We start from the raw sequence: 19,304 nt of genomic DNA, 5'->3' as shown, positions 1-19,304 counted from the left end.
AAAAAAATGTAAATTGCCAGAAAATACCTAAACATATTGCATTTAAGGGATATAGCAAAATAGCATATAATTTATTGTTTGACTGTACCTGTATGTAAGAGAAGCAGTCCTCCTATATACAGCAGGCAAAGGATACCGGACTGGATGAGGACAGGCGGAAACAGGTGAGGCAGGTAAGACGCGTTTGGAATAACTTCTAACATCCCAATCGAAACCAGCAGGCAGAATGCCGGTTTTACAATGCCCTGGCTGACTGGTAGGCGGATCGGGACTTCGCAGGCGAGGGCGTGGATGTGGAGAAAGGCGAGCACCAGTTCGCTGATGAGAAGCGCCGCCAGATAGGCGAAAATCCCCCATCGCGGGATGGCGAAAAGGACGAGCGACAGGGTGAGAAGCATGGAAACCGTATGGTGGATGAAGACGGTTCCCGTTTTCCCAAGCCCGTTTAAAATACTTCCCATGGTAGTGGAGAGGTAGAGAAACGGGCAGAGCCAGGATAAAATCTGGATGAAACGTCCGGCATCGGCGTTGTGGTAAAAGGTTTCGCCCAGTGCTGGACCGAAGCGGGTGAAGAGCCCGACGCAGAGAATTCCCATGTACAGGCTGTAGCGGAGTGCCATGGAGATGGTGCGTTCGATTTTGTCCGGCTGATTCTGCGCCTGCGCCTCCGAGACTGCCGGGAGCAGGACGACGGCGAGGGAGTTGGTAATGGCGGATGGAAAGAGGACAAAGGGGAGTGCCATGCCTGTGAGAACTCCGTAAATACTGACCGATTCAACCCGCGAGAGCCCGGAGAGGAGAAGCTGGTTCGGTACAAAGATGGCTTCGAGGCTTTGGAGAAAGCTGAGCGTGAGGCGATTCGCCATGAGGGGGAGTGCCATGGTGAGGAGGGGGAGGAGCAGGGGGGGAGTGTGGGCGGATTTTTTTTGTGAGGGAGGCGTGGTGCTGGAAGTGTCAGGGGTATAAGGGGGCGTAGAACGGGATGAGTATTGAAAATGGGTGGTATTTTTTCGTGTTTGACGAGAATAGCTGGAAATATGCGTGTCTGTATTTTGCAGTGTGGCAGCAGGCTTCGAGCATCCATAAACCAGCAGACAGAACACCGCCGATGCCGCTTCCCCGATCAACAGCCCCCAGACAGCCAGCAGCACCGTGATCGGAATCCTGTTCGTGCGGCAGACATGGACGATCAGCAGGACGGAGAAAATGCGGATGCACTGCTCGACCACCTGTGAAAACGCCGGGACTGCCGTTTTTTTGAGCCCGTAATAATACCCGCAGCAGCAGGCATGGATCGCGCAGAAGGGGATCGAGAGGGCGAGTGCGGGCAGAAGCGGCGCACATTCGGGCGCAAGAAGGACGCGCGCGGCGAGAAAATCGGCGAAGGTGTAGATCAAAGAGGTCAGCGGCAGGGCGATCGATAGTGAGAGTGCGAGGCTGACCCGCAAAAAGGCGCGTCCCTTTTCCGGGGAGGCGGCGGTCAGGCGGGAGAGCGAAGTCTGGATTGGACCGGCGCAGAGAGCAAATGCGATGCCATGTATGGGAAAAATCATCTGATATAAACCCAGACCTTCGGCGCCGATCGTCCGGGAGAGAAAGATGCGGTAGAAAAAGCCGAGAATCCGGCAGAAAAATCCGACTGCCGTCAGGAGCAAGGTTCCGGTAATCAAAGGATGAAATCTTCGCATGGCAGATCTCCGGGGAGGGTATGTCAGAAAAGTATATGAGGAGGAAGATGAAAGTAGAAGAAAACCAAGATGTTTATAAAACACTGGGGACACATTTTTTGGGAAACTGAAAGAAGACCCGAGTTGGCAGAAGGGCAGAAATAGCTTAAATTAAAGGATACAAAAATAAACTGTATTTAATACATAAATTAACAGATGGACATTGAGTTAGAACAGGAATATACTAAAAACATCAAAAAATAAAAAATTACTGCGAAAAATAACTGGTTGGTAGGGAAAAGAGTGTGAAGCTATGTTAGAAGGAATTGTATTACTTGCATTTATCGCGGCGCTGGCAGGCTGCGTGTTTACCGGCGTATCGGTGCTCTGGGCGCTGGCGGGCGGCTATCTGATCTTCTGTGTGTACGGTTTGATTCGGAATCACAGCCTTGCGGAACTCGGAAAAATGTCGCTTTCCGGCGTTAAAACCGTCCGCAATATCCTGATGATTTTCGGACTTATTGGCTTTATCACAGCGCTGTGGCGGGCGTCCGGCACGATCGCCGTGATCGTGTGCTGGTCGTCGAAGCTGGTGTCGCCGTCGGCATTTCTTGTGATCGCGTTCCTTCTTAACTGTATGGTGTCGATCCTGACCGGAACCTCCTTTGGAACCGGCGCGACGATGGGTGTTATCTGTATGGCGATGGGACGTGCGATGGAGCTTGACCCGTTCTGGATCGGCGGCGCGATTCTTTCTGGCATCTATTTTGGCGACCGCTGTTCACCGGTATCGTCCAGCGCGAATCTTGTCTGTGTGCTGACGAAGACGGATATTTATGAAAATATCCGCGAAATGGTAAAGACATCGCTGGTGCCATTTGTGGCTACATGTATTCTCTATTATATAGTGGGACGTTCCATGAGTGCCGGAAACGGACGGATGGATGTGGAAGGGCTGTTTTCCAATCGTTTTGTACTTCATTGGAGCGCGGTGATCCCAGCGGCGATTATCCTGGTGCTGTCTGTGTTCCGGGTGGAGGTCAAGAAAACGATGCTGATCAGCATTGTGTTGGCGGCGTTTCTGAGCGTGGTGCTGCAGGGGCGGACAATCGAAGAAATTTTACAGATGTGCCTGACCGGTTATCAGGCAAGCGATCCGGCGCTCAATGCTATGATGAACGGCGGCGGCCTGAAATCAATGATTAAGGTGGCTGCGATTGTGAGCCTGTCCTCCTGTTATGCAGGAATTTTCGAGGGAACTGGGCTCTTGAAGCCGATTCAGGGGAAAATAGAGGCGTTGAGCCGGAAAATTACTCCGTTTGGTGCGACCTTTGCGGTGGCGGCAGTTGCTTCCATGATCGCTTGTAACCAGACGCTTTCGATCATGCTGACCCATCAGCTCTGCAAGGAAGGAAATCCAGATAATAAACGATTTGCAATCGATCTGGAAAATACGGCGGTTGTGCTGGCACCGCTGGTTCCGTGGTCGATCGCCGGAGCCGTTCCTCTGGCAGCCGTCGGTGCTCCGATTGCGAGTGTGGTGGTGGCGTCGTATCTGTACATACTGCCGATCTGGAGTTTTTTGGTTCGTCTCATAAGAAGGCCGTAGGAAAAGGAGGAAGAGCCATATGAATTTACTCGAACTTTGCAACCTACAGGGTTCTTTATTCTTGATGATACTGGCGGGTGCGGTACTGAAACGGCGCGGGATCATCAGCAAGGAAGGCGAAAAATGTCTGACGGATCTCTGCGTGAATATCGTGATTCCCTGCAATATTGTGAAATCGTGCCTGATTTCATTTGATGCTTCGATTTTTAAAACGTGCGGGTTGCTGTTGGCGGTTGGATTTGTCTTGCAGCTTGTCTGTGTGGCACTCAACAAAGTGCTGTTTAAGGGATATTCAGAGCAGCACCGGAAGGTGCTTCAATACTGTACGATCGTTTCCAACGGCGGATTCCTCGGAAACCCGGTTGCGGAAGGCGTATATGGAAGTATGGGACTTCTCTACGCATCCATTTTCCTGATTCCGATGCGCGTTGTCATGTGGTCGGCGGGTACATCCTATTTTGTTGGAGGCGGTTCTGACCGGAAAAAGGTATTGAAAAATGTCCTGACGCACCCGTGTCTGGTCGGTGTCTACATCGGTATGTTCCTGATGGCGACACAGCTGCAGCTTCCGGGCGTGCTGAAATCGACGGTTACCTACATTGGAAACTGTAACTCGGCGCTGACGATGTTTATTATCGGTACGATTCTGACCGATGTGAAACTGCGTGAGATTATTAATCCGACGGCCCTCAAATTCAGTGTGCTCCGTCTGTTCCTTCTTCCGCTTCTGGCATATGGAATCAGCCTGGCGGCCGGATTGGATTCGGTGGCAGCAGGTGTGGCAGTCATCATGACGGGAATGCCAGCCGGTGCAACTGCAGCGATCTTTGCGGCGCGCTATGACAGCGATGCACCGTTTGCAGCGAAAACGGTAGTGCTCACGACGCTGATTTCGATGATTACGATTCCGGCGTGGTGTCTGTTTATAGGATAAAAAGAATAGGTAAGAAGCAACAATAATAGAAAGAATACTAGAAAAATTGAGAAAATAATGTAAATATGGTAAATGAATATAAAAAGACCTGAAAGGTGCGGTAAATGGCTGCTCTTCAGGTCTTTTATATTTTAAAATGAATAAAAGGATAAGCAAACAGAGGTTGAAAGAATTAGTTTATGATTCTTATTCATTCGTTTCACTCTTTCGTGAAATCCGCGCTTCTTCCAGATAATTATACAGTGTATACTTGGAAATCTGCATCGCGTCGCACAGGAGCAGGCTGGTTTTTGTGATCTTGAAGACGCCTTTCTGGTCAAGATAGTCGAGTGCACGAATTTTTTCCTCCTTGTTCATCAGCATCATCGGTTTTCCGATCATGGACTCTGCCTGATAAATATAGTGCTGTAAAATATCATCGACATTCTTTTTGAGAATAAAGTCGCGGTCAGACATGGCTGCCTGATTTGCGCCATTCGTGCCGTCCGTGCTGCCAGTTCCTGAAAAGGCGCCATCAGAAGCCATTCCGGATGGTGTGCAGCCAGACATGCCGTCGATCTGTGCGCCCACAGCTGCCGATACGCCGATGGTGCCTGGGCGTCCGATCAGATTTTGCAGGGCGCTCTGTGCCAGATAGAGATCGCGAACATCCATATTTAAGCAGACAGATCCGATAATTTTGTGATGTTCGTCCTCGATGAGCGTTGTGCAGGACTTAAAAAGCCGGTCTTTCTGGCTGGTATCGAGGGAAATGATCGAATGCTTGAGCGGCTCGATATCATTGCCGAGCTGTGTGATCATGCCGCCGCGCGGGGAACCGCCGACGTCGCGCCCGCTTAGCTGTGAGTTGAATGCGTAGACGATCGTGTGATCGTAGCCTTTGCGGTAATCGTGGACGATGATCTCACAGTTATCTCCGAGAAACTTTTGAAGTCCTTCGAGAAAACGGATGAGAAACTGAAAGTCCATGTAGTTGGAAATTTCCATGAATACCTCCTTTGGGGTGCTCTGTGCCCCGAGTGTGTATCGCAAAATTTTGCGGCTTAAAATAATTCGGAAAATGAAATGCACAGGGATTGTCTTTCTTTTGTCAAAGTTCCTGAAAAAAATTTTATCGCGTTCATTTTGCTGCGTCAATCCTGTTTCTATAGAAAAAAGTTAGTAGATAGGGAACATAAATAAGAGAATGTTCTCCTTTTTTGTTTAAAAATCAAAAATTCAGGTACAAGATAACGGGAAATGAGAGCAAACCTGTTTCTTTCATCATACTCTCAGACAAACTGTTTGTCAATTAACAAACCAAACTGTAAGTTTTTCTTGACAATTTGTCAGTGCATCCCTATAATTGAGAAAAAATCAAACAGACAGTTAGTCAAACAAAAAATAAGTTTGGAAAAATACAAACTGAAAGTGAGGGAGCAGGATGGACAGGGACAGTTATGTATATAAGACACCGGCTTCAAAGCTGGTACAGGTGGCTGCGATTGCGGCGGAATACAAGGGCAGACCGGATATGCTGATGACAGTGATCATCCGGGCGCAGAAGGTTGTGTCGGCATTTTCCAAGGAGGTGGCGTCAGTTATCGCCAGGGAGATGGATATTCCGATGAACAAGGTGTACAGTTTCATCACCTTTTATGCGATGCTGTCGGTAAAACCGAGGGGGCGCTACATTGTCCGGATGTGCAAGAGCGCGCCGTGCCACGTACATGGGGCGCAGGCGGTCGTTCAGGCGCTGGAGGATCAGCTCGGCATCAGCATCGGGGAGACGACCGAGGACGGAAGGTTCACCCTGGAATACTGTCCCTGCCTGGGACTGTGTGAAATATCCCCGGCGATCATGATCAATGAGCACGTGTACGGCAACCTGACGCCGGAATCGGTGCGGGATATTATCAAACAATATATACGGGAGGATGTGGAATAGTATGGAGGAAATGCACGTATTGCTGAAAAACCGCGGCAAGATTAATCCGAGAAGTTCACAGGAGTATGCGGACCGCGGCGGATTTGAAGCGCTGAAAAAAGCACTTTCGATGGACAGTGAAGCGATTATCGATGTGATCCGCGCCTCCGGACTTCGTGGACGCGGCGGTGCGGGATTCCCGACCTACCGAAAGATGGAGTTTACCGCCCACGCATCTGACCCAACGAGATACATCGTCTGTAACGCCGATGAGGGAGAGCCGGGAACGAATAAAGACCGGATTCTTCTCTCGACCGACCCGTGTGCGGTCTTCGAGGGCATGGCGATTGCTGGAAAAGCAGTCGGCGCCCATACCGGATATATCTATCTGAGAGCCGAGTATACATATTTGTTCCCGGTATTAAAAGATGCGCTGGAGGATGCGGAAAAACGCGGATTTTTAGGAAAAAATATGATGGAGAGCGGTTTTGACTTTGAAATCAAGTTCCGCTCTGGTGCGGGTGCTTACGTCTGCGGCGAGGAGACGGCATTGTTTGAGTCCATTGAGGGAAAACGAGGCGAGCCACGTTTCCGTCCGCCGTTTCCGAGCATTCACGGACTCTTTGGAAAACCGACCATGTTAAATAACGTAGAGACGCTGGCGAATATTGCACCGATCCTCTTAAACGGAGCGGAGTGGTACCGCAGCATCGGCACGGCAAACAGCCCTGGCACAAAGCTTTTTACGGTCTGTGGAAATGTAGTCCGCAGGGGCGTATTTGAATTTCCGATGGGCGTGAACCTCAAAGATATCATTTATGAAGTGTGCGGCGGCATCGCGGATGGAAAAGGGCTTCTGGGCGTGCAGACCGGTGGTACCTCCGGTGCGATCATCAATGCCGATCAGATCGATATGACACTGGATATTGATACAGTTTCGGCATCCGGCGGACGTCTTGGCTGCGGTACGATTCTGGTCATCGACGACAGCAACTGTATTGTAGATATTGTGCGAAACAATTTGGACTTCTTCCGCGGCGAGTCATGCGGAAAATGTACACCGTGCCGCGAGGGCGGCCAGCAGCTTTACAATCTGGTTACCCGCATCAGCCGGGGGCTGGCGACTCTGCCGGATCTGGAAAAAATCGATGAGCTGACGGAGACGATGCGCCTGACTGCCCTGTGTGGTCTGGGACATTCGACCGCTGTTCCGGTGCAGACGAGCATCCAGAACTTCCGTAAGGAATATCTGGCGCACATCGACCGCGATTACTGCCCGGTCTGCGCTCAGGCAGCCGTGGCGGAAGGAATTTATGAAGCAGAAGAAGATTATAGAAACGATGGAAACAGCCGGATGGGAAGACGGCGTGCAGCAGTCGGTGAACGCGATGTCATGTATGATTCGTATGACGCGTATGCGAGACACCGCAGCCGGGGAACATCCTACGCGGGACGATTTGAGCGGAGAGGAGGAAGAGAAGCATGATGGTACATCTGACAATCGACGGGCAGCCGGTAGAGGTGGAGGAAGGAACGACGATCCTACAGGCGGCGAAAAAAGCCTGTATCCACATTCCGACTCTCTGTTATCATGAGGATCTGAGCATCAAGGCGGTCTGCCGCATCTGCGTGGTCGAGGTAGAAGGACAGAGACTGCTTCCGACGGCGTGCAGTACACCGGTTTCGGAGGGAATGGTCGTGCAGACGGCCTCCCCGAAGGTACTGAAAGCGAGAAGAAATATTCTGGAACTGATTTTTGCGAGACATCCGCAGGAATGCCTCGTATGTCCGAAGGACGGAAAATGCGATCTGCAGAAGGTAGCGCAGGATGTCGGAATGCACCTCGATATCCGCTATGACAAGCAGCTCCGCCATCAGAAGGAGGACTGGAGTTCCCCGGCCATCATGCGGAATCCGCAGAAATGTATTCTGTGCGGGCGTTGTATGGAGGTCTGCAATGAGATTCAGGGAATCAACGTCCTTTCGAAGGAAAACCGTGGATTCCATACGCTGATCGCCCCGGCCTATGGGGAAAAACTGGCTGATACCAACTGTATTAACTGCGGCCAGTGCGTGCAGGTGTGTCCGACCGGAGCATTGACGGTGCATTATCATACCTACGGGTTATATCGCCAGAAAGAATTAGGCAAAAAACTGATTATTCAGGTGGCTCCGTCCGTCCGCATTACGCTGGCGGAGGCACTGGGCGAGCAGCCGGGTGTTGTCAGCACGGGACGTCTGGTGTCGGCACTTAAGCGCCTGGGCTTTTACAAGGTATTTGATTCCGATTTTTCCGCGGATCTGACGATCCTGGAGGAGGGAACGGAACTGTTAAACCGCCTGCAGAATGGCGGAACTCTGCCGATGATCACCTCCTGCTGTCCGGCGTGGGTTAAATACTGTGAGACTTACGCGCCGGAGTACACGAAGCATTTATCGACGGCAAAATCCCCGCAGCAGATGTTCGGTGCGCTGATCAAGACCTGGTTCGCGAAGCGCGAGGGCATCGATCCGGGCGAGATCTGCAGTGTTTCCGTTATGCCGTGTACGGCAAAGAAATTTGAGTGTACCCGTCCGGAAATGAGGGACAGCGGCTATCAGGATGTGGATATTTCCATTACCGTGCAGGAGCTGGCAGCGCTGATCCGCGCGGGCGGAATCGATTTTGCAGAGCTTCCGGATACGCCGTTTGACGACCCATTTGGCGAGGGCAGCGGCGCGGGACTTATCTTCGGCGCGACCGGCGGTGTCATGGAGGCGGCACTCCGCACCGTTTATGCGGTGGTAACCGGCAAAGAGATGGAACATCTCGACTATACGCCGGTCCGCGGTTTTGAGGGAATCAAGGAATCGCAGGTTGATTTGAACGGCAGAGTCATCAAGGTAGCGGTGGCACATGGCATTAAAAATGCGAAAGTTTTGCTGGAAAAGGTAAAAAACGGAACCGCTGATTATCAGTTTATCGAGATCATGGCGTGTCTGGGTGGCTGCATCGGCGGCGGTGGAAATCCGCCTAAGACATGGTCGATCATGGAGAAGCGGAAGAAAGCCATCTATGAAGCAGAGGCAGAGCTTCCGGTCAGACAGTCGCACAAGAACCCGGCGATCCAGAGGATTTATGAGACGTATCTGGGAGAGCCGTGCGGGGAGCTGTCACATAAGTTGCTGCATACAGAGTACTGCAACCGGCAGGATCTGTTGCAATAGATTATGTTATTGATCTTCCCAAGTCTCAATCCGCGCCTTACGGTTCAAAATCCCTTTCTCCCATATCATTAAATGCATCTTAAATTCAATCGAATCCTGCGCTGTCGTAAAGGGTTCTTCACGCAGCAGTTCGGAGCGGATGCCGCGCTTTTCAAGCTCTTTCTGTCTTTTTTTGGCAAAAAGTTCGAGAGCCAGGTGACGGGTCTGCTGGGCTTTTCCGAAGGTGCGGGACGGGTAGGCGGAAGAGGCTTTTTGAAGCTTCCGGGTCAGGAGATCGACTGTCTTGGCATGGGCGTTCCGGTGCAGGAGGCGGGCAATCTGACGGGCGCGGCGCTTGGTGGGGTGCTGCTCATAGTCTTTCAGGCGATGTAGCAGTTTTGGATCACCGGCTTCGACGGCGATGGACCGGAAGACGCGCGAAGCGTCTTCGGAGAGATGCCAGGGATTTTCACGGATGACGCGGTATTTTTCCGGGACCGCCGGGTAGCAGCAGACGTTCAGTGGGGGAAATTCCGCGAGGGAGGCAAGCTCCCGCTCGTTTGCGTTGCAGGAGTTTTCCCCCAGATAGTCGAGTTTGTCGCGCAGGATGGCGATGCGGTATTCGAGCTGGCGGAGGTATTCGTAGCCTTTCATCCAGAAGTGCCCGAGCTGACTGTAGTCATAGTAGTGATTTTCGAGAGTCAGATCTTCGAAAAAGAGTGTGACAACCGAGTCTCCCTGATGGACGATCAGGGCATAGCGTTCGTTTTCATCCTGGGTTAAGAGGGCATCGAGTTCGCCCTCGTATGCCGGATCGTAGGTACCGGTCAGGCGGGCGTTGTGGAAGAGGAGGAAACTTTCGACTGCATCATTCATCAGGTAAACTAGGCGGATCGTGTCGGGAGCAGAAGTGCCGGTTTCCGGGAGAATAAGTTCGAACTGGTTTTCGGATAATAGTAATTCTAACATGGAAAAGGGATCCATTTTATAAAACTCCTTAATGTATAAAAATCAAAATGTTTTCCGACACAGGCAGAAAAACGGAGCCAGTGACTATCGTATTCTCAATACAGGAAAACATAGAACAATCATGGTAATTATAAGAGAAATAAGAAGAGGATGCAAGAGAAGAGTAATGCTGCTGCCGGATTGTACAAAATTTTCAGCTCAGAAAAATTTTTCCAGTGAATCGTAACATTTTCTATGTTTCACAAAAAAAGATAGTAAAACCGCGCGATTCGTGTTAATATAAGAAAGCATAAGAATAATCGCGGTGTTTTTGCAGCGGCGGTGAAAACCGCAAAGCTGCGTAAGAGACTGCAAGTATGAATAGAAAGGAAAATTTATCATGGAAATCACAAAAGCAACCACGATGGGCGAGATGCTTCAGTATGATATGGGTATTGCATATGTTCTGATGGAGGCAGGCATGCACTGTGTTGGCTGTCCGTCTTCGATCGGTGAGTCTCTGGAGGAGGCTTGCATGGTACACGGTCTGAACGCAGACGAGGTTATGGCAAACATCCAGGAGTACCTGAACGCAAAGAAAGAGTCTGAGCAGGCTGAATAATCGGAACTTAGATGTTCGATAAAATTTCGGATAAAAAGACGCTGTGTAAGAAGTAATGAGGCTTCTGCATAGCGTCTTTTTCGTTGTTTTATAGGAAAGAGCGTCTCATACAGTAACAGTGAAAAATGCTCGATTGTTGTTCAGAGACTGAAAATTGTGTAAAAATGGTATACATTACAGAATTGACGTGATAAAAAGAACTCGTTATAATGGCATAAAAAAATATTTTTACTTTTTTTCGGGGAGTGGCTTAAACATATAACCGGACAAAAGATAAAGTAGTACATAAAGATACAATGGAGGGATGGGAGTATGTTCAGTAAGCGTGAGTATGAATACGTGATGGAAATTGCGAAGGAAGGAAGTTTTTCAAAAGCAGCCCAAAAACTCTATATATCCCAGCCAGCGCTCAGCGGCGCGATTAAAAAGATTGAGAAAGAGTTATATGGGATCTCGCTTTTTGACCGGAATGTGAACCCGGTGGCACTGACCCCGGCGGGGCAGTATTATCTGGAAAAAACGCGGAAGATATACGAGCTCAGCAATGAGATGGAGCAGCATTTTGCAGAGCTGGCGGGTATCCGTTCCGGTGTGATTAACATCGGAAGCTCCGGATATTTCTGTGCGTATTTTCTTCCGGAGGTGATCCGGGGCTATTGCAGACTGAATCCAAAGTGCCGGATCAACGTGACGGAGACGGATATTTCAGGGATGGATGCTGGGCTTAGAACCGGGCAGTTTGATATCACGATGGATGTCGAGGCACTCGACCCGGAGATGTTTGAGAGTGTGACGCTGGGGTATGAGTATATGATTATGGCGGTTCCTGCTTCCTTTGCTGTGAATGAGAAGCTGAAAGAGTTCCAGATCTCCAGGGAATCAATCCTGGAGCGGAGTTTTCTGGATGAAGCGGTGCGTGCGGTGGACCTTTCCAAAGTCTCGAAAGAACCATTTCTGATGCTGAAAAAGAATCAGGATTCTTATAAAAGGAGTATGGATATCTGCGCCCACGCTGGTTTCGAGCCGAAGGTGATTATGTATTTTGATCAGCTTCAGACTGCCTATAATGTGGCGCGGAGCGGACAGTCCGGTATCATCTTTTTTAGGGATGCACTGCTGAAATACACAGAGAAAACGGAAAAACTCTGTTATTACAAGATTGGCGATCCGCTGGCAAAGCGTGCAATCCTTTTGTCGATGAAGCGCTATCCGGGCGTGGGGGCAACAGTAGATGATTTTATCAAATACATTCTACTGGCTAAAAAATAGTTTAAAATTTCACAAAATACTGATAGGAAATTGCTTATAGTGCCATATTTAAAAATAACTCGGATTTTTAACCAGATAAAATACTGGAGTATATCCCATAGCTGAAAAAATAGAAACTCGGATGCAGAGCCTAGGCGGCGGCTATTCCCATGACTGTGCGAAAGCGATTGCACTGGTGCCGTTTTTCAAGGCTACATATTAAAATAAGTGTTCAAATTCTCAGTGCCATGGACAGGCATAAGGATTCTCCTATGGACATCAAACATACTACTAGAATGATTAACTTATAAAAGCCATAAAGTACAGTTTACAAGGGACTACACAGGGTAGGTATCTGACGGGGGTTGCACCCGTCAGACTGTCCACCAGCTTTTCAATCTCGCTGTCCACATGGGCAAGCTCCACTTGCAGTGCTGCAATTTTCTGATTTGCCTTTGCCGCTTTCTTTCTGCCTGTCAGAGTCTTGTAGCTTGCCAGTTTCTTTACCATCTGCTGATAAACAACCGCTTCCAGCTCCGAAGTGATGATTTTCCCGCACCCGGCACAGCTTTTATTGTCCAGCCGTTTCGTACAGCGAAGGTATTGCTTGCCGGAGGAATTGAAGATACTCATAAGGGCATACCCTCAGTTCCCGCACTTGATTTTTCCCGCCAGCCATGTATGGGTGGCTTTCCGGGCAGACTGGATTTTCATGTTGTTCATCAGCTTCTTGCGGCAGGTCAGCCAGATGTAAGAGGGGACAATGCCCTCATGGGGAGCCAGTACCAGCATTTGGTCTTTCAAGTCGTTCTTTTTGCTGGGCTTCACATCCCGCCCTTGATACAGATAGCAGCCGTTCATGCCAGTAAAATCGGCAGCGTCATTGACAATGACCGTCCCTTGACTTTTGAAAAACTCATACACATCAAGGTCTGCCTGCACATAGACAGGATTGCGTAACATCTGCGCCAGCGTGGGGCGTATCAGATCTTTGCCATGGAACAAAATCCCCTGTTCGGCAAAGTACCGGGTAATGTCCCCGTAGGAGGTTGTGGGCTGAGCATACATCTCAAACATCAGCCGGATATTTGCCGCTTCGTCTGGATTTACCACCAGCTTTTTTGTATTGATACCGTCCATCTTAATCGGCTCTGTATGGAAGCCGTAAGGGGCTTTCCCACCCATCTTGAAACCTCGCTGGCTGCGGGAATAGTAAGCGTCCGTTACTCGCTTCTGTATGGTTTCCCTCTCAAGCTGGGCGAACACGATACAGATATTTAACATCGCCCGCCCCATCGGGGTGGAGGTATCAAACTTTTCCGTAGAGAACACAAACTCTACATTGTACTGCTGGAACAGCTCCATCATGTTGGCAAAGTCCAGAATGGAACGGCTGATACGGTCGAGCTTGTAAACCACGACCTTTGCAATTAAGCCCCGCTTGATGTCCCGCACCAGTTCTTGAAACTTCGGACGGTCTGTATTCTTGCCGCTGTACCCTTTGTCTGTGTATTCCTTGCAGTTACCGCCTTTCAACTCGTATTTGCAAAATTCAATTTGGCTTTCAATGGAAATGCTGTCCTTTTTGTCTACCGATTGTCTTGCATAGATTGCGTCTATTCGATTATTCATATTGTCGCTCCTTTTCTTAAAAAAGAAACGGAGCTGCTGACACCTTTATTATACCGTCAGCAGCCCCGCAAATCAACGATGGCTTTGGAAAACCTTATGCCCCGGCTTCCTCACTCTGCCGTTTGTCGGCATACTTGCGGAACACCTCATAAAGCTGCTGTTCCAGCTCCCGGCGTTTTGCCGCTTCCTGCTCCGGCGTGAACACCGGGGAGAGATTTTCCAGCGTGATTTCCTTTCTCTGAAAAGTCACGACTTCGGTTTCTTTCTTGTATCTGATATGCTCCATAGTACCTCCGTATTTAATTTTCAAAGTGCAGTGCCGTCATACCGCGGCGTGAAATGTTTTCTGTCATCGATCACCGTTCCCTTGTGTGCCGCTGCTGCCGTTTCAGTTCTGCCAGCACCTCCGGCGGGATACGGTCTACCAGCCGCTGAATGTCTTTCAGCTCGCTTTCCAGCTTTGCCCGTTCCATCGTATCTTTCATCTTGCCTTTTTCGCTGGCTTTGGCTCTGGCTTCCAACTGTTCATTTTCTGCCAAAAGGTCGTTTATCGTGACCTTGTATTTTTTGAACTGTCCGAAGAAGTTCTCCATCTGCGGAAACCACTTTTTCAGCAGGGAGAGGGCTTCCTCTTTCTTCTTTCCGGCATTGAACGGGGTAATACCGTCCAGCGTGGCTTCAATGGCTCTTGCCTGTTTGGAGAGATTGACCGCCTGCTTAAACAAACGGGTGGGGATATGCTTCCTGCCTGTCTTGCTGGCACTTTCCCCACGCTCCAAGTCGGGATATTTCTCCACCATATAGGCGTGAAAATCGTCCTGCCATTTTGTGAGGTTGGCTCTATTCCCAATAATCTCCTTTGCACACAGGCGGTTGTCCTCTGTCAACGGGACAAAGACCAAATGCAGGTGGGGCGTTTTCTCGTCCATGTGTACCACCGCCGACACGATATTTTCTTTCCCTACCCGCCCGATTAAGAAATCAGCCGCCCTCTGGAAAAACGCCTGTATCTCCTTTGGGGATTTTTTCTTGAAAAACTCCGGGCTGGCGGTTATCAGCGTATCGACAAAGCGTGTGCTATCCTTGCGGGTGCGGCATCCGGCTTGTTCAATGCGGCTCTGAATGAAATGGTAATAGCGGCTCTCCGGCTTGACGATATGGAAGTTGTATTTACTCCGGCTTGTGTCAATGTCGGGATTGCTGGCGTACTGTTCCTTTTGCCGTTCGTGATGGGCTTCCAGCGGTCTTGCCGGATTGCCTTTGTGTTTTTCAAATCGCAAGATTGCGTGTTGTGCCATGAAACTCCTTTCCCTATTCCGTTCTTTTCCGGGACTTTTCCACAGGAAAATCCCGCAGAAAATATCTCAGATAGGATAGGAATGGATAAGATATAAATAAAATCGTTTTAATCTCTGTATTTCTATATACCGTCCGGTTTTCGTACTTCAAGAGGATTGATTATCGTACTTGTGGAGTGCGGTTTTCAGTCCTCCGGCGTACCATAACCGGATTTCTTGAAGTCGGTGTTTGGAACCGCTTCATAGGATTTGGGGTAAATGCGGTTGGGTTTTCCACAGCCCTGCTTCTGGATCTCCACCAGTCCGGCATATTGCAGCTCCCGCAGGGTGTTGACCGCCTTCTGCCACCCGCAGTGGAGCAGTTCCACTACCTCATTGATGGGATAGTAGAGGTAAATGCGCCCATATTCGTCCGCCCAGCCGTTTTTCCGGGACAGGTCTGTCCGGCGCAGGATAAAGGCGTACAGTACCTTTGCTTCGTTGGACAGGGGTGTGAATGTGGGGGCTTCAAAGAGGAAATTGGGAAGCCGGATAAAGCTGACCACCTTTTCCGGCTGATGGATATAAATGGTGTTTGTCATATCGTGTTTTGTGGACGGTTAGAAGCCTGTTTCCGGGGGCAGACGGTAGTTTCTATTGCCTACCCCTGTTCTGTGCTTGTAAAGCCTTGTAAATCAAGGACTTTTCAGCCCCTAACTGTCCACACAAGACCTCCTTTTCCGTTCACTTTCTGTTTTCTGCCGCCTGTGAACTCTGGCGGCGCAGTCGGGACAGTATTTCGCCCGGTTGGACTTTGGGACGAACACTCTGCCGCAGACCGCACAGCGTTTTAGCTCCTTATCCCGGAAAACCTCCGCTTCCAGCGTTCCGATTTGCGGCAAGACCGACCAGCGGAACCACTTGCAGCAGACCGAGAAAGAAATGGTCTGGGGGCAGGCGTGGATGTCTCCATCGTCAAGGAACATACAGTTCCCGTCCTCATAACAGCAGCACTCCCGGCGGATCAGGGCGTTTGCCTGTTTCCTCTGTGTCGGTGTCATGCGGTAAAGGGAGCCGTCCGGCTTGCGCTCTATGGGCGGCAGTTGTTTATATGGGTTCTCTCTCATGTGTTCCCTCCATTTTTCCTTTGCCGTTCTCCCCGAAAAGGCTTCCTGCCCCATTCCTGCGGCGTGTTCCAGCGTTGGCACGCTCCCCGGACTTCGGGACATTTTGTCCCGAAGTGGCTCGTTGCGGTGCTTCCCCTGCCGGGGTATTCCTTTTCGGATGGTCATTCATTTTTCAAGGTGCAGTTCATCGATGAACTACCCTAAGTCTACACGAAAAAAATGCAATTCCCGGAATCTTGCGAGAATTGCATTTTAGGGCAATATTCAATTTCAAAATTGCAGTTCTGCAATTTTCTTGTATAATGGGAAATAGGAAAAGGAGGTGCTGTGTATGGCTTTACCCGGAACACCCGGACAAAGGATTTCTGATTTGTGCAACGGCAATCATATTTCTCAAAAGCAACTTGCGGAGAAGATAGGCGTATCTGCTTCCCAGTTGAGCCGCATTGTCAGTGGGGAAACAAAGACGGTCAGCAGCGATATTCTCATAGGCGTGGCAAAGGAATTTAAGGTATCAACGGACTACATATTAGGCTTGTCCACCTTGAGTGTCCGTAAAAGTTATGATATTTCTGAATTAGGATTGTCCGAGGGAGCTGTGAGAGGGCTTGTGGCAGGTACAGTCGATGTGCAAATCCTTAACCGTCTGTTGGAACACAGGAACTTCCCGAAACTGATGGATTTGATACGGATTTATTTTCAAGACACAGCGGCAAAGGGTATCATGGCACGAAATCAGCTGATTGAACTGGAAACGGCTTCCTTGTCCGATCTGATGAAAGAACACCCGGAACATCGGGCAGAAGCAAAACAGGATTTGCAACTTCTGAACGCACAGAAGATGGGAGAACATGAAGCGGAAATTGAAAAAATCAAGAATGTATTTCTTGCTATCCTGCGAGATATTAAGAAAGATATGGACAACAGAGAACAGCCAGGAGAAGCTGTGACCACCGCTATGTTCCAAACCATGCAGGAAACCATGAAAGACCACCAGCAGGAGCTGCTTTCTATGGACGATGTAACTGCTATGATTGCCGGACAGATTGGGAAGTTTCTTCCGATGGACGAGGAAACGGCGGAACAGTTCCGGCAGTTGGCAAAGAGGATGATGGAGCAGGTAGGAAAATAATTGCAGAAAAATATATGTAGTTTTATAAAACAATCAGGAGGATTACATGAGACGGGTAAAAAAAGAAAAAAGGAATAAAGTGCTTATTTTTAGTGTGATTATCTTGCTTCTTGTATGTGCAGGCATTGCGATAGCCAGTTTGCATAAAGTAAATAATATTTTGTTGGAAAACTCGTCTGAGGCAACAATAGAAATTATTGGAAATTCAAGTACAACTGAACCTGCACAAGAGCTTCGAGGAACTGTAAAAGATGCAACAATGAATACTCTAACTGTTCAAGGTGAGGATAATCGTGAATATTATTTTGGAACAGAAGGTGTAAATATTTCAACTGGTGAGACAGGAATAGTGATTGGGAATCCAGTGACAGTTTCATATCATGGCAAATTGGATTTGAATGCATCTGTACAAGAGGTTGAATTACTTTCCATTACGGTTACGGATTCCAGTTTGAATACCGAAAATCCTGAACCAACAACTGGTGAAACAGAGCCAAGTCCCCCTTCTGCTTCCGTGACACAGAAAGCACAAGAAATTCTAAATGCAATGACGCTGGAAGAAAAAGTTGGACAGATGTTTATTGCACGCTGTCCCGAAATAAATAGCGTACAGAAGGTAAAGGAGTATAATCTTGGAGGTTATATTCTTTTTAGCCGAGACTTTTCTGGAAAAACAAGAGATGAAATTATCCAGAATATTCAAAGTTACCAAAGTGCAGCAAAAATCCCCATGTTTATCGGAGTAGATGAAGAAGGAGGCACTGTCAACCGTGTTAGCACAAACCCTAATTTGCGAGCTGTGCCTTTCTGGTCCCCTCAAGAACTCTATGCTGAAGGTGGCTTTGATTTGATTCAAAGTGACACACAAGAAAAATGTGAATTATTGAATAGTTTGGGGATTAATTTGAACTTTGCCCCAATCTGCGATGTTTCGCAAAATCCAGAGGATTTTATTTATGACCGGAGTTTTGGACAGAACGCAGAGCAAACTGCCGCTTATGTCCACTTAGTTGTGCAAACCATGTTTCAAGAAGGTATGGGGAGCGTCCTAAAGCATTTCCCCGGGTACGGAAATAATGTGGATACACATACAGGTATTGCTTATGATAATCGCACCTATGAAACATTTTTGAACTCAGATTTCTTGCCGTTTCAAGCAGGAATTGATTCTGGAGCCAATATGGTATTAGTTTCTCATAATGTGGTATCCTGCATGGATAGTCAAACCTCTGCTTCGCTGTCTTCACAGGTACACAAAATCCTGCGGGAAGAATTAAAATTTACTGGAGTTATTATTACAGATGACTTAGCTATGGATGGTGTGCGCAATTTTGCAGAAGACACAAAAATTGCAGTTCAAGCTGTGAAGGCAGGAAATGATATGTTATGCTGCACAGATTTTGAGGTGCAAATTCCAGCCATACTTGAAGCAGTCAAACAGGGAGAAATTACAGAGGAACGAATCGATGAATCTGTTTTACGCATATTAGAATTAAAAATTTCACTTGGGATAATATAAAGGTTTATTTACAAATAGTCTAAAATTTCAGTTTTTACGGGAGTGTGTCCACAAGTTCGGTGTAGAACGAGGAACGGGGACTTTCATATACGCCCTGTCTGCTGATGAAACCAGTCCTGCGCTTGCGGCTCCACGTCACGCAATCACAACCCTGTTTTCCTGCTGCTTCAAACGCCTTTGCCCTCCCCGGCGGCAACCTTATTTTCGCAGCAACGCCGACAGAGCGTATAACACACTACACTTTGCAAGCAAAGTCGTGTGCCAAGGGGCAAGCCCCTTTGGAAACCCCGGACAACAAAACAGGCTGAATATCTCGCACTTTCCCGGTGCTTGATACTCAGCCTTTATTTGTTGTCAGCAGCCCCCGTTTCGTGGTCTGCGTGTAGTTCCTTGTAAACTGACCTAATAAAACGATTATATATATTTAAAATCATACGTCTGGAACAGGCATTTCCACTTCCTCCAACTACAAGGAAAGCCTGTATCCAGGCGTATTT

16 protein-coding genes and 1 pseudogene are annotated in these 19,304 nt (G+C 48.7%); 9 read left to right on the top strand and 8 right to left on the bottom strand.

All coding sequences use genetic code 11. The features are described 5' to 3' along the window. Window positions 1-71: 71 nt before the first annotated feature. On the bottom strand, window positions 72-1,688 hold the full coding sequence (locus DWX68_RS12515) for a polysaccharide biosynthesis protein (RefSeq protein WP_107001279.1): 1,617 nt from the start codon (window positions 1,686-1,688) through the stop codon (window positions 72-74). 292 nt (window positions 1,689-1,980) lie between these two features. On the opposite strand from DWX68_RS12515, the gene DWX68_RS12510 reads away from it, so the two are divergent. Further along, entirely contained in the window at window positions 1,981-3,276 is a 1,296-nt protein-coding gene (locus DWX68_RS12510) for a Na+/H+ antiporter NhaC family protein (protein ID WP_118629699.1), read from the top strand. Window positions 3,277-3,295: 19 nt separating this feature from the next. Continuing rightward, window positions 3,296-4,210 (top strand): AEC family transporter, encoded by a 915-nt coding sequence (locus DWX68_RS12505; RefSeq protein ID WP_118523995.1) that lies wholly within the window; start codon window positions 3,296-3,298, stop codon window positions 4,208-4,210. Window positions 4,211-4,396: 186 nt separating this feature from the next. Here DWX68_RS12505 and DWX68_RS12500 read toward each other — a convergent pair whose 3' ends face one another. Continuing rightward, entirely contained in the window at window positions 4,397-5,197 is an 801-nt protein-coding gene (locus tag DWX68_RS12500; RefSeq protein WP_118629697.1) for a helix-turn-helix transcriptional regulator, read from the bottom strand. A 436-nt stretch (window positions 5,198-5,633) separates the two neighbouring features. Between DWX68_RS12500 and DWX68_RS12495 the strand changes: the two genes are divergently transcribed. The 3 genes from DWX68_RS12495 to DWX68_RS12485 are packed head-to-tail and all read left to right on the top strand — an operon-like array spanning window position 5,634 to window position 9,323. Next, window positions 5,634-6,137 (top strand): NAD(P)H-dependent oxidoreductase subunit E, encoded by a 504-nt coding sequence (locus DWX68_RS12495; RefSeq protein WP_107001275.1) that lies wholly within the window; start codon window positions 5,634-5,636, stop codon window positions 6,135-6,137. Between the two features lies 1 nt (window position 6,138). Beyond that, complete coding sequence (gene nuoF / locus DWX68_RS12490) at window positions 6,139-7,602, top strand: NADH-quinone oxidoreductase subunit NuoF (protein ID WP_181986212.1); 1,464 nt, start codon at window positions 6,139-6,141, stop codon at window positions 7,600-7,602. Further along, a complete protein-coding gene (locus DWX68_RS12485) occupies window positions 7,599-9,323 on the top strand; it encodes an NADH-dependent [FeFe] hydrogenase, group A6 (RefSeq protein WP_347475196.1) in 1,725 nt (574 codons plus the stop codon). Before nuoF ends, DWX68_RS12485 begins: the two co-directional genes overlap by 4 nt. 6 nt (window positions 9,324-9,329) lie before the next feature. Here DWX68_RS12485 and DWX68_RS12480 read toward each other — a convergent pair whose 3' ends face one another. Beyond that, window positions 9,330-10,286, bottom strand: coding sequence for a DUF3878 family protein (locus tag DWX68_RS12480; protein WP_118629695.1), 957 nt, complete (start codon window positions 10,284-10,286; stop codon window positions 9,330-9,332). A gap of 364 nt (window positions 10,287-10,650) precedes the next feature. Here DWX68_RS12480 and DWX68_RS12475 point away from each other — a divergent pair, with 364 nt between their 5' ends. Both DWX68_RS12475 and DWX68_RS12470 read left to right on the top strand, forming a co-directional pair. Continuing rightward, a complete protein-coding gene (locus DWX68_RS12475; RefSeq protein ID WP_107001272.1) occupies window positions 10,651-10,872 on the top strand; it encodes a DUF1858 domain-containing protein in 222 nt (73 codons plus the stop codon). Between the two features lie 312 nt (window positions 10,873-11,184). Beyond that, window positions 11,185-12,141 carry a LysR family transcriptional regulator gene (locus DWX68_RS12470; RefSeq protein WP_117795998.1) on the top strand — a complete coding sequence of 319 codons (957 nt, stop codon included), beginning with the start codon at window positions 11,185-11,187 and terminating at the stop codon, window positions 12,139-12,141. Window positions 12,142-12,486: 345 nt separating this feature from the next. Here DWX68_RS12470 and DWX68_RS12465 read toward each other — a convergent pair. The 5 genes and pseudogenes from DWX68_RS12465 to DWX68_RS12445 form a co-directional block, all read right to left on the bottom strand. Further along, a pseudogene (locus DWX68_RS12465) lies at window positions 12,487-13,752 on the bottom strand (recombinase family protein); the annotation flags it as partial. Between the two features lie 94 nt (window positions 13,753-13,846). Then, window positions 13,847-14,038: a hypothetical protein gene (locus DWX68_RS12460; RefSeq protein WP_118467024.1), complete on the bottom strand. Its 192-nt coding sequence runs from the start codon at window positions 14,036-14,038 to the stop codon at window positions 13,847-13,849. Between the two features lie 70 nt (window positions 14,039-14,108). Beyond that, entirely contained in the window at window positions 14,109-15,050 is a 942-nt protein-coding gene (gene mobV / locus DWX68_RS12455; RefSeq protein WP_118467026.1) for a MobV family relaxase, read from the bottom strand. Between the two features lie 185 nt (window positions 15,051-15,235). Further along, window positions 15,236-15,631 carry a replication initiator protein A gene (locus DWX68_RS12450; protein ID WP_118467027.1) on the bottom strand — a complete coding sequence of 132 codons (396 nt, stop codon included), beginning with the start codon at window positions 15,629-15,631 and terminating at the stop codon, window positions 15,236-15,238. A 111-nt stretch (window positions 15,632-15,742) separates the two neighbouring features. Beyond that, on the bottom strand, window positions 15,743-16,156 hold the full coding sequence (locus DWX68_RS12445) for a cysteine-rich VLP domain-containing protein (protein ID WP_117558696.1): 414 nt from the start codon (window positions 16,154-16,156) through the stop codon (window positions 15,743-15,745). Between the two features lie 331 nt (window positions 16,157-16,487). Here DWX68_RS12445 and DWX68_RS12440 point away from each other — a divergent pair, with 331 nt between their 5' ends. Together DWX68_RS12440 and DWX68_RS12435 are read left to right on the top strand one after the other, a co-directional pair. After that, window positions 16,488-17,288 carry a helix-turn-helix transcriptional regulator gene (locus DWX68_RS12440; protein ID WP_118481993.1) on the top strand — a complete coding sequence of 267 codons (801 nt, stop codon included), beginning with the start codon at window positions 16,488-16,490 and terminating at the stop codon, window positions 17,286-17,288. Window positions 17,289-17,334: 46 nt separating this feature from the next. Continuing rightward, window positions 17,335-18,807 carry a glycoside hydrolase family 3 N-terminal domain-containing protein gene (locus DWX68_RS12435; protein WP_243027761.1) on the top strand — a complete coding sequence of 491 codons (1,473 nt, stop codon included), beginning with the start codon at window positions 17,335-17,337 and terminating at the stop codon, window positions 18,805-18,807. Window positions 18,808-19,304 lie beyond the last annotated feature (497 nt).

Origin of the sequence: Clostridium sp. AF20-7, from assembly GCF_003479275.1 — a bacterium.
GTDB classification, from domain to species: Bacteria; Bacillota; Clostridia; order Lachnospirales; family Lachnospiraceae; genus Otoolea; species Otoolea fessa.
This window is presented reverse-complemented; position numbering and strand designations above follow the sequence as displayed.